This window comes from Spiroplasma endosymbiont of Stenodema calcarata, assembly GCF_964031205.1.
Lineage (GTDB): Bacteria > Bacillota_I > Bacilli_A > Mycoplasmatales > Mycoplasmataceae > Spiroplasma.
The window spans coordinates 600,332-615,881 of record NZ_OZ035018.1; the positions used below are offsets into that span (position 1 = coordinate 600,332).

General features: G+C 28.7%; 15 protein-coding genes and 1 riboswitch. All 15 genes read left to right on the forward strand.

The annotated features are described in order from the left end of the window. Window position 1: 1 nt before the first annotated feature. The 15 genes from ACQH24_RS03295 (at window position 2) to ACQH24_RS03365 (ending at window position 15,449) form a co-directional block, all read left to right on the forward strand. The gene (locus ACQH24_RS03295; RefSeq protein WP_425380551.1) at window positions 2–2,080 is read left to right on the forward strand and encodes a 2-hydroxycarboxylate transporter family protein; all 2,079 of its coding nucleotides are present in this window, start codon (window positions 2–4) and stop codon (window positions 2,078–2,080) included. 18 nt (window positions 2,081–2,098) lie between these two features. Then, window positions 2,099–2,983, forward strand: a complete 885-nt coding sequence (locus tag ACQH24_RS03300) for a triphosphoribosyl-dephospho-CoA synthase (RefSeq protein WP_425380552.1) — start codon at window positions 2,099–2,101, stop codon at window positions 2,981–2,983. A 21-nt stretch (window positions 2,984–3,004) separates the two neighbouring features. Then, window positions 3,005–3,667 (forward strand): bifunctional 4-hydroxy-2-oxoglutarate aldolase/2-dehydro-3-deoxy-phosphogluconate aldolase, encoded by a 663-nt coding sequence (locus tag ACQH24_RS03305; protein ID WP_425380553.1) that lies wholly within the window; start codon window positions 3,005–3,007, stop codon window positions 3,665–3,667. Then, window positions 3,657–3,938, forward strand: coding sequence for a citrate lyase acyl carrier protein (citD, locus tag ACQH24_RS03310; protein WP_425380554.1), 282 nt, complete (start codon window positions 3,657–3,659; stop codon window positions 3,936–3,938). The genes ACQH24_RS03305 and citD overlap by 11 nt, the downstream gene beginning before the upstream one ends. A gap of 14 nt (window positions 3,939–3,952) precedes the next feature. Beyond that, window positions 3,953–4,837 (forward strand): aldolase/citrate lyase family protein, encoded by an 885-nt coding sequence (locus ACQH24_RS03315; RefSeq protein ID WP_425380555.1) that lies wholly within the window; start codon window positions 3,953–3,955, stop codon window positions 4,835–4,837. Window positions 4,838–4,849: 12 nt separating this feature from the next. Then, window positions 4,850–6,406: a citrate lyase subunit alpha gene (gene citF / locus ACQH24_RS03320; RefSeq protein WP_425380556.1), complete on the forward strand. Its 1,557-nt coding sequence runs from the start codon at window positions 4,850–4,852 to the stop codon at window positions 6,404–6,406. A gap of 1 nt (window position 6,407) precedes the next feature. Next, window positions 6,408–6,950 (forward strand): citrate lyase holo-[acyl-carrier protein] synthase, encoded by a 543-nt coding sequence (gene citX, locus ACQH24_RS03325; protein WP_425380557.1) that lies wholly within the window; start codon window positions 6,408–6,410, stop codon window positions 6,948–6,950. Then, window positions 6,934–7,581, forward strand: coding sequence for a GntR family transcriptional regulator (locus ACQH24_RS03330; protein ID WP_425380558.1), 648 nt, complete (start codon window positions 6,934–6,936; stop codon window positions 7,579–7,581). The genes citX and ACQH24_RS03330 overlap by 17 nt, the downstream gene beginning before the upstream one ends. 196 nt (window positions 7,582–7,777) lie before the next feature. Then, window positions 7,778–8,011, forward strand: coding sequence for a hypothetical protein (locus ACQH24_RS03335; RefSeq protein ID WP_425380559.1), 234 nt, complete (start codon window positions 7,778–7,780; stop codon window positions 8,009–8,011). A 287-nt stretch (window positions 8,012–8,298) separates the two neighbouring features. Further along, a complete protein-coding gene (locus ACQH24_RS03340; protein ID WP_425380560.1) occupies window positions 8,299–9,726 on the forward strand; it encodes a hypothetical protein in 1,428 nt (475 codons plus the stop codon). 581 nt (window positions 9,727–10,307) lie between these two features. Next, window positions 10,308–10,478, forward strand: a riboswitch (cobalamin riboswitch). Between the two features lie 388 nt (window positions 10,479–10,866). Next, window positions 10,867–11,577, forward strand: a complete 711-nt coding sequence (gene deoD, locus ACQH24_RS03345; protein WP_425380561.1) for a purine-nucleoside phosphorylase — start codon at window positions 10,867–10,869, stop codon at window positions 11,575–11,577. A gap of 18 nt (window positions 11,578–11,595) precedes the next feature. Next, on the forward strand, window positions 11,596–12,219 hold the full coding sequence (locus ACQH24_RS03350) for a deoxynucleoside kinase (protein WP_425380562.1): 624 nt from the start codon (window positions 11,596–11,598) through the stop codon (window positions 12,217–12,219). A gap of 36 nt (window positions 12,220–12,255) precedes the next feature. Then, on the forward strand, window positions 12,256–14,241 hold the full coding sequence (tkt, locus tag ACQH24_RS03355; protein WP_425380563.1) for a transketolase: 1,986 nt from the start codon (window positions 12,256–12,258) through the stop codon (window positions 14,239–14,241). A 3-nt stretch (window positions 14,242–14,244) separates the two neighbouring features. Then, window positions 14,245–14,868, forward strand: coding sequence for a bifunctional 4-hydroxy-2-oxoglutarate aldolase/2-dehydro-3-deoxy-phosphogluconate aldolase (locus tag ACQH24_RS03360; RefSeq protein ID WP_425380564.1), 624 nt, complete (start codon window positions 14,245–14,247; stop codon window positions 14,866–14,868). Beyond that, on the forward strand, window positions 14,868–15,449 hold the full coding sequence (locus ACQH24_RS03365) for a nucleoside 2-deoxyribosyltransferase (RefSeq protein WP_425380565.1): 582 nt from the start codon (window positions 14,868–14,870) through the stop codon (window positions 15,447–15,449). The genes ACQH24_RS03360 and ACQH24_RS03365 overlap by 1 nt, the downstream gene beginning before the upstream one ends. Window positions 15,450–15,550 lie beyond the last annotated feature (101 nt).

The following is a 15,550-nucleotide window of genomic DNA, read 5'->3' on the forward strand; positions in this document are numbered from 1 at the left end:
TATGGAAAAAAGTTTAACGCGGGAAGAAGAGTTTATACAGTTAGCAGAAAAAGTTACTAGTAGACAAGAAAATAATGCGTTACGAATTAATAGTTATCAAACTAAAATAACAATGCTAAAAGATCAAACAACAAAGAAATATCAGATTCAAAAAGATAAATTAGAACAATGAGTTGCAAATAAAAAAACAACAGATCAAAAATGATATACAACAAAAAATAAATTATATAATGAACAATTAAGAGTAAATTTATTAAAGCCACACGCAAATTATCAAAAACAAAAAATTAATAATGATTTTGCCTATAAAAAAAGTATCTTATTACAAATTCATCAAAAGAATCAGGCCGAATTTCAGAAACATTTTGAAATTAAATTACAAGAACTTCAAAAATGATATCAAGAAAAAATAGAAGATTATGATTGAGATTTTAATAATTTTCAAGATACTTTACAAAGAAATGTTGCAAAATTTGAAAAAATGGAAACTCATAAAATTAATTGTCATTTTGACAAACAACTATATTATCAACAATTGCAAATTCGTGAATTAGAAATTAATAATATTATTGATCAAACAACTGATGAATTAGCTAAAAAAGATCTTCATTATCAAAAGCATCAATTACCATTTACAATTGTTGCTGAAAATAATTTAACTTATAAACCATGACAAGTTAATTGGCATGAAAAAAACCAAAAAATTAATAATAATTTAAAAGCAACTTTTAATAATTATTATAATAATATTCGCAATTTAAAATATTTAACTTGAAAAGATTTTTTTACGTTTAAATTGTTTGGAATTCCATTTTATTTGTATATTGCAATGTTAGTAGCAACTTTAGTAGCAATTTATACAAAAACATTGCCAGGTGAAGCAATGGGAGCAATGGCAGTTTTATTTGTTATTGCTATTATTGGTGGTGAATTCTTTAATCGTTTACCAATTTGAAAAACATTTATTGGTGGGGGAACGATGGGAGTATTTTTTTTAGGAGCCTTTTTAGGCACATTTAATGCTTTCCCACCCGAAATTGTACATGCTGTTAGTGCATGATTCTCAAAAGGAGGATTTCTGAATTTATATATTAATGTTTTAATTGTTGGTTCAATTTTAACAATACCTCGGCAATTAATCTTACGGTCATTTGGAGGATTTATGGTGTTACTAATATCGGCAGTTGGGTTAGCTATTTTATTTGGTTGAGGTTTTGGAAATCTAATGGGATTGCCTAATGACTTAACAATTTTACAAATTATGCTGCCATTATTATCTGATGGTAATGGGGGAGGAGTTCAACCATTATCGGCAATGAGTCAGTCATATGGTTATATGCCCCAAGGGGATTATATGAGTTTTGCGTTAGCTGTAAGTAGTGTAAGTAATATTTTTGTGATTATTATTGCCGCAATTTTAACGGCAACATTATCAAAATCACCAACTTTAAGTGGAAATGGTAAATTAGTTAAAAAAGAAGTTCATATTCGGGAAGAAAAAATCGATCCTTCTCATCGTAGTATTGCCGCAGGCTTAGCAGTTTGTGTTGTAATATATGTCTTTTGTAAATTCATTGAAGTTGAAATAAAAAAATCTTCTGGAGTTGAAATTAATGCTTTTGCTTGAGCCGTTGTATTTTCTTTAATAATTAATCTATTAAATATTCTTCCAAAAGAATTAAAAGCTGGATGTAATGTTTTAAATAAATTCTTTTCAAAACAATTTACATGATTCTTAATGGCTGGTGTTGGATTGTGTATGACGGACTTAAATAAATTTGCTTCGTTATTTACCCATTGAGAATATATTGTTTTAATTTTATTAATGGATATTGCTTTAATTCTTGGACCAATGTTGGTCGCAAAATTAATTAAGTTTTATACCTTAGAAAGTATGATCGCTGCTGGGTGCTGTATGGGAGCGCAAGGAGGAGCTGGTTCACTTGCTGTTTTAGGAACCGCTAAACAGATGGATTTATTACCTTATTCACAAATTACTTGTCGAATTGGTGGTGGGATTGTTTTAATTGTTGCTGCTCCAATCTTCTTACTATTTACGCACGCCGGTATCACAGGATAACAGAAAGGAAAATTTATAATGTTAATAAATTTAATGCCTAGTTTGAAAAAAAATAAACATTATCAATTTTGTGATCAACAATGGGATAAACTAATTGCTTATGGAATCGAATGTATTATAACTGAAGCAAATAGTTATCCGTCCTTTGGTCTTGTGTCAAAAAAAGATTCGGGATGTCACCAAGATATGAATATTAAAACATTTATTAAATCTAGTGCAACTTTTAAATTTTATTTTAGAGACATTATTAATTTAGTAACAAATAATTCGGAATTAGATTTTGCATCTTTACGAAAATTAGGTTGTCACCAAGAAGCACGAATGCTCAGTGCAACTAAGAATATTAACACGCATAAGGGATTAATTTTTGCATTTGGAATTATTTTTTACATAACTTGTTATGGCCTGTATTATAAAATTCCTTTTACTAAGTGAAGCAGTTTAATTAAAAAAATGACAATTTCATTAAAAAAGGATTTTGAAAATTTTAATGGAAAAACCTATGGGGAAAAATTATATCAATTATATAACATTACTGGAGCACGTGGTCTTGCTATTGATGGTTATCAAATTGTTTTTGAAGAGGGATTAACTTTTTTAAAATACTATCAAAAAGTATATCCGCAACTTTCTAATGAAGATTATAGTCTATTATTATTAGTTTTTTATTTAAGTAGAATTAATGATACAACATTAATTGTTAAAGTAGGGTATGAACAGAGCAAGGAAATTGCTAATAAAGCAAAAGAGTGAATAGAAATTTTAGCAAGTAAAGGTTGACAAAATTTTTATCAAATTGTTTTAGAACATAATTTAAAATATCAACAACAAAAAATATCACCAGGAGGATGTGCTGATCTTTGTGTGATTACTTTATTTTTAGCACAATTTACTGAATTCTAATTAAGAAAGGGAAAGAGTAATATGAAAAAAATTTCAGAACATTTAACAACATTAATTAAAAATCCATTGTCAGTCATTGTCCGAACATCTACTCGGCAAAATGCGTACCGTGTAATTAAAAACACAGTTTCGAATGGTTTTAAATTTGTGGAAGTAACGCTAACCGTTCCTGAAGCATATGAAGTTATCAAACAAGCGCGACAAGAATTTCCAACGGCTATTATTGGAGCAGGAACAGTTCTAACTATTAATGATGCCCAAGAAGCGATTAAAGCGGGAGCACAATATTTAGTCTCGCCAGTCTATTCCCCTGAAATATTAAAATGATCTTTAAAAAATGATATTCTGTATGTTCCTGGGGTAATGACAGTTAATGAAATGTATTCAGCTTATAACGCGGGAGCACAATTGTTAAAATTTTATCCAGCCGTTTCAGTTCCCCCGGAAGCTTTCCAATTAATTGCCAACCCATTTTCAAATTTTAAAATTCTGGCAACGGGCGGAATCACATTAGAAAATATGGAAGCTTATTTTAAATCAGGAATATTAGCAGTCGGAATTACGGGAAAATTAGGAGGGGCTAATGATGATGATCGTGATGAAGACATTGCAAAGTTAGCAAAACAATATGTAAAAAAATTAGCAGATATTATGAAAGAAAGGGATGAACAAAATGGAAATTAAAAAAATGACAAGTGCTGGTTCATTAGAATCAGGGGACGTATTAGTTACTGTCGAACCAAATAATGAACAAAAAATTAATTTAACGATTAATTCACCATTTATTCGTCAGTTTGGTCAACAAATGAAAAAAATTTCTTTAGCAACTTTAGCAAATTTACAAGTTAAGAATTGTAATTTAGTTATTCAAGATCAAGGCGCAATTGATGAAGTATTAGTTGCAAGAATCATAACAGCATTGGAACGAGCAAGTGAAACTGTTCTTAGTTATTAGAAAGGAATATGAAAATGAAAAAAATTAGAAGAAATATGTTATTTGTCCCAGGAAATAATCCTGGAATGTTCAAAGATGTTATTGCTTTTCATCCCGACACAGTAATGTTTGATTTAGAAGATTCAATTCATATTCGTGAAAAAGATGCTGCACGCCAATTAACAAAAAGAATGTTAGACTTTTTTAATTACAATCAATATGGTATTGAAACAGCTGTTCGGATCAATGGGTGAGACACTGAATTTTATCAAGAAGATTTAGAAACAATTGTTCGTTCAAATGTTAATATGATTCGTTTACCAAAAGTTGAAACTAAAGAAGATGTCATTAAAGTTGTTGCAGATATTGAAAGAATTGAAACAGCAATAGGGCGAAAAGAAAAGATAACTTTATTTTGTGCGATTGAAAGTGCGAAAGGTGTTCTAAACGCTTATAATATTGCAACTGCATCTTCTCGTGTCGAAGGAATTGCTTTAGGGGGAGTTGATTATTTGTTTGATTTAAAAGCAGTCAAAACAAAAGATCGCCATGAACTATTGTTTGCTCGTCAAATGATTGTTCATGCTGCTCGGGCAGCAAAAGTTGATGCTTTTGATTGTATTTTTGGGAATACGAATGACCTAGTTGGTTTAGAACAAGAAGCACAATTTGTTCGTGAACTAGGTTTTAATGGTAAATCAGCAATCCATCCTAATCAAATTGAAATTATTAATAAAATATTTTCACCTAGTGAAAAGGAAATTAAAGAAGCCTTAAAAATTTTAACGGCTTATAAAGAATTTACAAAAGAGCAAAAAGGGGTTTTTGCAATTGATGGTCAGATGATTGATAAACCATTTATTGATAATGCCGAAATTGTTTTAAGAATGGCTAATATTAAAAACCCAATGGAAGACTAGCAGGAGGATATTATGGCAAAATATTTAAATCAAGAACAGTTAAAACAAATAAACAAAAATCATAATTATGAAAGTTATGATTCAGTAAAAAGTCATACTTCAAAATTTATTAATTATCAAACCGAATTACCAAATTATGGTAAAAGAAAAACTAAACTTGTTGATTCGTTAGAAGAAGCAATCATTAAATCGGGATTAAAAGATGGAATGACAATTTCTTTTCACCATCATTTTCGTCATGGTGATAAAACGGTGGAACAGGTTCTAAAAATAATTAAAAAATTGAAAATTAAAAATTTAACAATCTCCGCTTCTTCATTTACAAAAGCACATGATTGTTTAATAGATTATATTAAATCAGGAGTTGTTACTGGATTGGAAGGTTCGGCTCTACGAGGGAAATTAGGAGATGCAATTTCGGAAGGTATTCTTCCGCAACCAGCAATTATTCGTTCCCATGGGGGACGGGCACGCGCAATTGAAAGTGGTGAATCACATATTAATGTTGCTTTCTTAGCTGCTTCAACAAGTGATGAAATGGGAAATGCGAATGGATCACATGGAACTTCAAGTGTAGGAGCTTTTGGATATCCGATGGTTGATGCTCAGTATGCTGATAAAGTAATTATTATTACAGATACTATTGTATCTTATCCCAATAATCCTATTTCAATTCCGCAAACAAATGTTGATTATGTAGTAAAAGTTGATGAAATTGGTGATTCATCTAAGATATCTTCGGGTGAAATTCATACATCATTCAGTCCGAAAGAAATTAAAATTGCTCAAAACATTGTTAAAGTTATTACTAATACACCTGGATTTAAAAATGGATTTTCTTATCAAACCGGAACCGGTGGTGCTAGTCAGTCATCATTAATAATGTTAGGAGAAGAAATGGTTAGCCGTAATATTAAAGCAGGATTCTTTTTGGGTGGAATCATTGGGGAACATGTTAAATTTTTGGAGACTGGTTTAGTTGATAAATTATTAGATGTTCAATGTTTTGATCTAATCGCAGCACAATCAATTAAAGAAAATGCCAATCATATTGAAATTTCAGCATCATATTATGCTAATCCTCACACCAAGGGTTGTGCGACTGATAAATTAGATTATGGAATATTAAGTGCTTTAGAAGTTGATATTAATTTTGATATTAATGTATTAACTGGAGCGGATGGTTATATTAGAGGAGCTTCAGGAGGCCATTCGGATGTTGCTTTTGGGAGTGATGTTTCAATTGTTGCTGTCCCTTTAATTAGAGGACGAATACCTTCAATAACTACTAAAGTACAAACAGTTGTTACACCTGGTGGAACTGTTGATGTAGTAGTAACGGAAACTGGAATTGCTGTTAACCCATTACGAAAAGATTTAATTGAAATTTTAAATAAAGCAGGAGTAGAACTGAAAACAATTACGCAACTCCGCGATGAAGCTTATACAATAATTGGTCAACCTCAAATGATTGAATATGATAAGGAACATCCAGTTGCTATTGTTGAGTATCGAGATGGTAGTGTTATTGATATTATTTACAAAGTAAAACCTTACATTTTAGACTAATATGTTAGAAGTTAAGAAAATCAATTCAATTCTTTTTGATCGTGAACAACATTATCTTCTTCAACAACAATTAGTTAGAACATATGATGCTGGGATAATTACTGTTAGTTTAAACATTCCCGGAACTAATAAACAACTTCCTCGATATCATCAATTTTTTCAAGCAATAATTAAACCACGTATTTTACAATTTTTGCAAAAAAATAATATTAATTATCAAAATATGCAACAAATTTATGATCATACTGGTGATTATTTAATTATTGTGCTACCAACAAATAGTAATTACCTTAATATTAAACAATTATTGCTTAATTTTGAGACAACAAGTCAAACTTATCAATTATTAGATTTTGATGTGTATAATCAGGAATTACAAACAATAAGCCGGAACGATTTAAATGTTGAGATGCGTAAATGTTATTTATGTTCATCCCCAGCAAAATTATGTGCTCGGGGAAAAGTTCATTTAGTTAGTGAATTATTATGTTATATTGATAATGTAATAGAAAAGGAAATCGAACAGAATGTCAGAGTCAAATAACAAATTAAAATTATACTCTTTAATTTTAAATGACATTCTAATTGGTATGTTTCAACCTGGTGAAAGACTACAGGAAGAAAAATTAGCCCAACAATATGGAACTTCGCGAACTCCGATTCGTGAAGTTATAAGGCTATTAGAAAATGACAATCTGTTAACCGTAGTCAGAAATGCAGGAGCTCAATTAAAAATTTTTACCATTAAAGAAATTGATGAATTATATTTATTACGTTACCATTTAGAGATAATGATTTATACTTACATTGTGGAAAAAATGAATCCTGATTTAAATGTAAAAATTACTAATTTAATTAAGCTTTTAAAAACAGTTAATTTATCCGATACTAAACTAATAGTCCAAGCTAATGATATTTTTAATAAAACAATGCTAGAATTAGTTAATTTTAAAATTATTGATAAATACTATGCTGATTTAAAAAAATTATTTGCTTATTTACGAAATTTTACTAATTATGATGAAGAAAGTAAAAGAAGAATTGATGCTGTTTCTGAACACATTGCAATTTGTGAAGCAATTTTAGCGACAGATTTAATTACAACAGAAAAATTATTATCAGAGCATCTCAAAAATGCAAAAGAACATTTTATTCAAAAGTATAATTTTAAATAATTAATATAACTTAAAACTTTAAAATTATTTTTAATAGAAATGATTTTTTAAAATAAAAGAAGATTAAAAAAATACCTAATAATTTATTTATTAGGTATTTTTATTTCCGTGAAAAGCAAAAGAATTATAAATTTAAAAACTATTTTAAACAAGAAGATGTCTGAAGCAAAACAAGAATATAAATTTTAATAATAGATTGGAATTTAGATGGGGAAAAGAAGTTGAAGAAATTACAAATATTCCAGTTTGTTTGGCTAAGCATCGGCGATTATGTAAGAAACCAACAATTGAATATATTAACAAATTATTATGAGCATCATTTCCAAAGAAAAATAATCTTAAAGAATTTAGGCTTGTGGAAGTTGAATTAGCAATAATTTTATTAAATAATTGACAACAAAGGAACTGGGAATATATTTATTCCAATTAATTTCTAAAAAATATTAGTGTAGGACTTGATTTCACAGTTTATGATCTAATTAAGATTTATAACTTCTGCAAATAATTCTCATTTTTCTTTTAGATTGGCAAATCATTTTATATAATGTATATAGACTTTTTTTTAAAAATTATAATTAACAATAAAGAAAAAAATATATTTAAGAAATATAACTAGGAGGAACCAATATAAAAAGAATATTATCACTTTTTACAACAGTTAGTTTATTAACCCCGACTGTTAATACAATTATTAGTTGTAATAAGGTTTTAAAATATGTGTCAGATGATGAGTCAAATGACATTGACAATGGCAATGATATTGAAATTTTAAATAATATTAATGCTCGGATTAAGAACTATTTTCAAGGATGATGGGAGACAAAAGCAACAATTGATATTAATAAATATCCTGATCAAGTGGGAAAATTTAAGGAGTTAGTTGCTAATTTAAAAACTAAAGATAGTCAAGTTCTAACGGGGGCAGCAATTCGTCAATGACGTTTTCTTGATCAATTATATACGGCGTTTGAAGCAGAGTTTGATAATTTAAATCATGAAATTAAAAATGAATATTCGAATTATTATATTAATGCAATGCCATTATCATTGGCCTCCAATGATATTAGTTTTACTTTACAGAATATTAATTTTGACAATTTAGCAAAATTATTTCTGTTTAATAACGATAATATTGTGGGAATTAAACTTAGTTTTAATATTAGATATGAATTTAAATTTAAAGATTTGCAACAACATGATGAACTTAACGGTTTAGTTGTTATTTGTAATGATTTAGAAGTTTTGAGTGGAATTCAAAATAATCTTGAAAAACAATTCCTTCTTTTTGTAGATGATATTTTTAAAAAGCAAAACTATGAAATTGTTGGTACTGGCAATTATGATTTTAATTATGCAAATGGCTATAATAGTATTTTACCAGTAATTACGAAAGCATTAGAAGAAAAAGAACTTTTATATCAAAATCAATTCGTTCTTAGTTGAAATAATAAAATCAGGGCTGGATTTAATTTTAATAGGCCACTATACAAATCAGGTTCTGTTTTAGCTTGAGCGGGTGAGCGTTATGATCCTGAAAAATTAACTGTTGAGAAATTTTTAGAATTTTATAAGCAAGAATATTTTAAGTTAAATATTAATGGGGATTATTATATTAAAGCAAGTGTCTCCTCATTTGTGCCCCGTACTTTTACAATTGAAAATTTACCTTTCAATTATATTTATTCTTCTAAAGAACTTGTAGCCCCAATAAAAGTTTTGATTCCAAAAGATATTCTTGATGAAAAATTAAATAAATTTACCGAAACAACAATGAGATTATGGCAGTATTATCAACTAGAAACATATAATGATAAGTTAGTTTTTAAGTTGACAGAAGATGATTTTAGTAATTTGTTAAAGGTAACTTCTGATTTTTCATTAGAAAATAATTCCTCTGCAACCTTTTATAGAATTTTTGATGAAATTTTTAGGCTTTTTGATGCTAAAGTAGTTTCAAAAGACAGGACTACGGTTCTTAGATACAACCGCAACTTGATGTCAAAAGTGAATTTAATAAAAGAAAAAAAATCTTTGCTGTTAAAGCTTTTTTGAAAACAAGATAAAGATGGTGTTTATGCAAGAAATCAAGTAAATTTTATGTATTATCATTTTACTTATAGTTTTTTTTATTCCAGACAAGGGTAAAACAAATGGCGGTATGAAGGATGAATTTTTGCAGACAATTGAATTTAAAGTTGTCTAATTTCAGTAAAGATTTTGATGTTACCTTTTTTTGTTTTGAAGTTACTTTTGATATTACAAAGAAAGGACAATTTGGGTAGGAAGGGTTTTAGTAAATAGAAGAATTATTTTTTTAGGTGATTTTCTCATATGCAAATAATTTGTCGTAAACTGCAATGCAGTACGTAAATTTTAGATCAATTTACCTTGTAAGAATTTTGACATAGTCTAAGCAACGGTTTAAAAATTTATGCTCTTATGACGACGAATATTATAAAAATTTATGTATGTTACGATAAAATCTTGTAATTTTCCTATTTAACTATGAAAAATAGACTGGTGTTGTTTAATGAACAACATCTTTTTTATTTAAATTTTTTGTTAGCTGAATATAATAATATTTATATTTTAAAACATTATTAATTTGAAATATTTTATTTTATAAATTTGTCCTTATTATAACAATTTGTAAGAAGTAATACTTTGATAAAAAATTAATTTTATCTTGCATTTTTAATTCAAACTTTATATTATTACTTTAACAACTTTAAAAAGCAATTTTGGATGTTACGGGAATTAGGTGCAAGTCCTAGGCTGTCCCAGCAACTGTAAAGTGGATGAAAGCTAATATATGCCATTGAGAAGATACTTCTTGAGAAGGAATAGCAAGTAAAATGAAACTGAGCCAGTAGACCGATCTAAAAAACAATGATATTTTATCAGTGCTGCCGTTATAGTTATTATCCCTGGGGTTGGATAATTAATTATTTATTAGTGAAAAAAACTATTAAATAATAATTTGAAAGACGTCAAAAAGCGTTTTTTAGTTGTTAATTTAAAACGATAATTCTTTTTAGAATATTATTTAAATAATAATAATTGAATAAAATTAATTCTAATAAAATTAATTTTTATTTTTTATTAAACTAATTTATTAAATAAAAAATAAAAGCTGTTAACAAAACAAAGCAAATATGAATATATTAAAATATTCTTTTTCGTTATGTTTAAATTTATTTTTTAAAAGTAGAAATTTTAAATAATAACCCATTTAGGAAGATTGATAATATAGTCAAATTATAAATCAAGGAAGGAACTAAAAGAATGACACCACATATTAGTGCAAAGCCCTCAGAAATTGCGAAAGTAGTTTTAATGCCTGGAGATCCATTACGAGCAAAAGCAATTGCTGAAAAGTATTTGACAAATTATAAATTAGTAAATGAAATTAGAAATATGTACATCTATACGGGCACATATCACAACAAGTTAGTTACGATTGCAGGAAGTGGGATGGGTTGTCCAAGTATTGGGATTTATTCATATGAATTATTTAAATTTTACGATGTTGATTATATTATTCGGATTGGTTCAGCAGGTAGTTACAAGGCAGAGATTAAACTATATGATATTTTTAATGTCGATGCCGCATTTGGAGAAAGTAATTATGCAAAGATCGCGGCAAATATTGATTCTAATCTTATTTCGGCTAGTAAAAATCTATTTAATAAAATTGAAGAAGTTGCTATGATGAAAGGAATTAAAACACATACTGGAATTGCTCATGCCGCGGATGTTTTTTATCGTTATGATAATTCATTATCATTTACCCAGAACAATAATTTAGATGTTGTCGAAATGGAATCATATGCTTTGTTTGCTAATGCACATGTTACTAAAAAAGAAGCGGCAACATTGTTAACAATTTCTGATAATCTTGTTACAAAAGAAACTGCTTCAGCAATAGAACGGCAAAATAATTTTATGGTAATGGTTGAATTGGCTTTGGCAACGATAGAACAATTAATAAAATAATATAACGGAGGATAAAAAATGAAAATCGCTGTTTTTGGTACTGTTGGTGCAGGCAAAACAAAAGTTAGTGAAGCGTTATGCCAACAGTTAAATTTTAATTTATTTAAAGAGCCCTTAGAAGAAAATCCATATTTTAATGATTTTTATCAAGATATGAAAGGGTTTGCTTTTAAAATGCAAATTTATATGTTAATAACAAGAATTGAACAATTTTTTAAAATTGATAATTTAGAAAATACTATTTTTGACCGCACAATTTTAGAAGACCCTGTCTTTGTTCGAGTTTCTCATTTGCTAGAAATTATGAATGATGTTGATTTTAATGTATATAATCGTTTTTTTCAAAATGTTATTACCCCAATTTTAAAACAAAAATTAGGATTTGATGTCATTATTTATTTAAAAGTATCAACAACAAAAGCAGTTGAACGGATTAAACATCGTGGTCGAATCTCAGAATTAGAAACCCCACATCATTATTGAGAAAAATTAAATGAACAATATGAAGTTTTATATGAGGAATTAAAAGATCATTATCATTTTATTGTTGTTGATGCTGATAACGATAATTTTATCGAAAAAATAACTTTTATTATGCAGAAGTTATTAATGCTAAATAATGAAGTTCGTTCTTTAATTTAATAATAATTAATATTTTAAACTTATTAGGAGGAAAAAATGAAAGATACAAATAATAATATTGAAACAAAAAGCTTAAGTAATTTACGAATTTTAGGCTTAGATCCAATTATATATAATAAAACTGGTCATCCTGGGATTGTGTTAAGTGCCGCCCCTATGATTCAAGCAATTTATTTAAATAATTTAATTGCTAATCCAACTATCCCCGATTGAATTAATCGTGATCGTTTTGTCTTATCCCCAGGTCATGCTTCAACATTACAATATGCAATTTTGCATTTTGCGGGCTATGATTTAACAATTGAAGATTTAAAAAATTATCGTCATATTAATTCCAAAACTCCAGCGCATCCTGAATATGGCGTAACACCGGGCGTTGATAACTCATCTGGTCCATTAGGGCAAGGGATTGGTTATGGTGTTGGTATGGCTTTAGCTGAACAACACTTAGCAGCAAAGTTTAACAAACCAGGATATGACATTATTGATCATTATACTTATGTATTATGTAGTGATGGTGACTTACAAGAGGGAGGTGCTCTTGAAGCAATTCAATTAGCTGGAGTATGAAAATTAAATAAGTTAATTATGCTATATGATTCAAATGATTGTCAATTAGATACAACGTGTGATCAAGTTTTAAAAGTAAATTATCAACAATTTTTTGAAGCACAAAATTGAAATTATATTAGAGTTGATAATGCTGATGAGGATTTAACGGCAATTAAAGCGGCAATTACTATGGCCCAAAAAAGCGATAAACCAACTTTAATTGAATGTAAAACAATTATTGGTTATGGTCATCCAAAACAAGGTTCACCGATGCATTCTTCACCATTTACTGCGGAAGAAATGCAACAAGTTCAAACGTTCTATGATTTTAACCATCCACAATTTTATGTTGACCCTGATGTTAAAACCTATTGAAATAATACTTTTATTAATCGTGGGCAGGAAGCATATCAAATATGATTAACAAAATTATTAGCTTATCAAACTGCTTTTCCAAAGGAATTTAAACAACTGCTTGCTTCACCTGTTGTTAATTTAGAGGCCTTTCAAACCTTACTACCTACTGACAAAACTAAAAAAGCGGGAACACGAATTATTATGGGAGATGTTTTAAAATATTATCAACAAAAATGCCCCAATAATATGTTTGGTGGTAGTGCTGATTTAGGGACAGCAACAAAAATTATTGGTTATAATGGTTCTTGAACAATTAATACTCCGCAAAATAATAATCTTCATTTTGGTGTGCGTGAATTTGCTGCTGGAACAATTAGTATTGGGATTGAATTACACCAAGGGTTAAAAAGTTTTAATTCGACCTTTTTAATTTTCTCGGATTATATGAAACCCTGTATTAGAATGGCTTGTATTCAAAACTTACCCGTTATCTTTGCTTTTTCACATGATTCAATTGGTGTTGGTTTTGATGGTAAATCGCATCAGCCAATTGAACAATTAGGAATGCTACGAAATTGTCCAAATTTAAATGTCTTGCGTCCAGCAGATATTAATGAAGCAATTGCCTGTCTAAAGGTAATTGTTGAGTCAAAAACAACTCCGTCCGCATTAATTTTGTCACGACAAGATACCCCATATCAATTAGCGGAAACTTGCTCTAAACAATCTTTACAAGGAGGATATATCGTTGTTCATGAAGATAAAACAAAACCATTGGCAGCAATTATTATTGCAACGGGAACGGAAGTAGCTCCAGCAATTGTGGCGGCTAATACAATTAAACAAAATATTAGGGTTGTTTCAATGCCATGTGTTGAGTTATTTGAACAACAATCAGAAATTTACCAAGAAGAAGTGCTTCCAAAAAACTTTTCAAAAGTAATTGCGATTGAATTTTCCAATGACTATGTTTGATATAAATTTGTTGGCAAAACTGGCTTAATTATTAACGTTGATGATTATGGATTATCAGGAAGTGCTGATGCTGTTATTAAATATAAGGGCTTAGATCAAGATAGTATTATCGAAAGAATTGAAAGATATTTAGGTTAAATAATGTTTTTTCAAAATGAAATTTTAGAACAGAAAGTTTTTTATGTCATTCGTAATCAGGATTATAATATTGCACAACAAATTTGTGAAATGCTAATTAATTTAGAAGTAACATGTTTAGAATTAACTTTTACTATTCCTAATGTTGCTTCATTAATTAAAGTTTTACGGAAAAAATATCCCTCAATTTTAATTGGGGCAGGAACTGTTTTAACTTTAGCCGAAGCTATCCAAGGGGCTGCGGCGGGAGCCCAATTTTTAGTTAGTCCTATTTTTAATCAAAGTATTAGTGACTTTTGCAATGCCCAAGGATTATTATATATTCTTGGGGCAATGACATTACAAGAAGTTACTAATATTGTTAATGCTAATTGAGAAATTATTAAGATTTTTCCCGCAACTGCTTTTAAATTAAATTTTATTCAAACTGTAAGAACATTTTTTCCTACAAAAAGATATATGGCTTCAGGTGGAATCAATTTAATAAATTTAAAGGAAGCAAAAATATTAGGATATGATTTAATTGCCGTGGGAACTTTTGTAACTGGTGATATTAAGAATAAAATTCTTGATCAAGAAAAAATAAAAACAATAATTGACACAATTAAACAAGAAGGAGAATTATAATGCAAGATAATAAAAAAGTAATTTATAATGCTGGTAGTATGTTTACCGAAGCCCAATGAAATACCCGCAAAGCAGAAGGGGAACGATTACGAGCAATGTTTCCTAATTTTATAATTGGTAATCCGGTTGATTTTGAAACAAATCAAGCCGTTCGTCCGACTAATAAAGCAATTTTTGATTTAGATTATGCTGGTTTAACAGCAGCTGATTATGTTATCTTTGAGTTAGATGGATGAGACGCTGGTACTCATATGGAATTTGGATTAATGGTGGAGCAAGCTATGCATAATAAGAAGAAATATTTATTTCCAATTATTTCCGACTTTCGATTACAACAAGGGATTCTAAAAGGAGAATGTCCTGGTTTTGGGTTAAATGAAATGTTAACAGGGGCGTTGTATTATGAAAAGTTAAACCAAGGTGTTATTCCACAAATAACATTATGTAATTCTCATGCAATGGCTTGTGCTGCTATTAAAGCAATTGAAAGCGGCAATGAAACAAATTATCGCCAAAAATATGATATAAAAGAAGTTTTTAAAGATGACAAGTTATATCATGGTTTTGATTGTCACATTTAAGATAACCATTTTAGAATTAAATTAATAAAAATAAGATATTAATTAAACCTTTTTTGTTCATAAAATTACTTTCTTTTTTAAAGAAAGTATAATTAGAATAA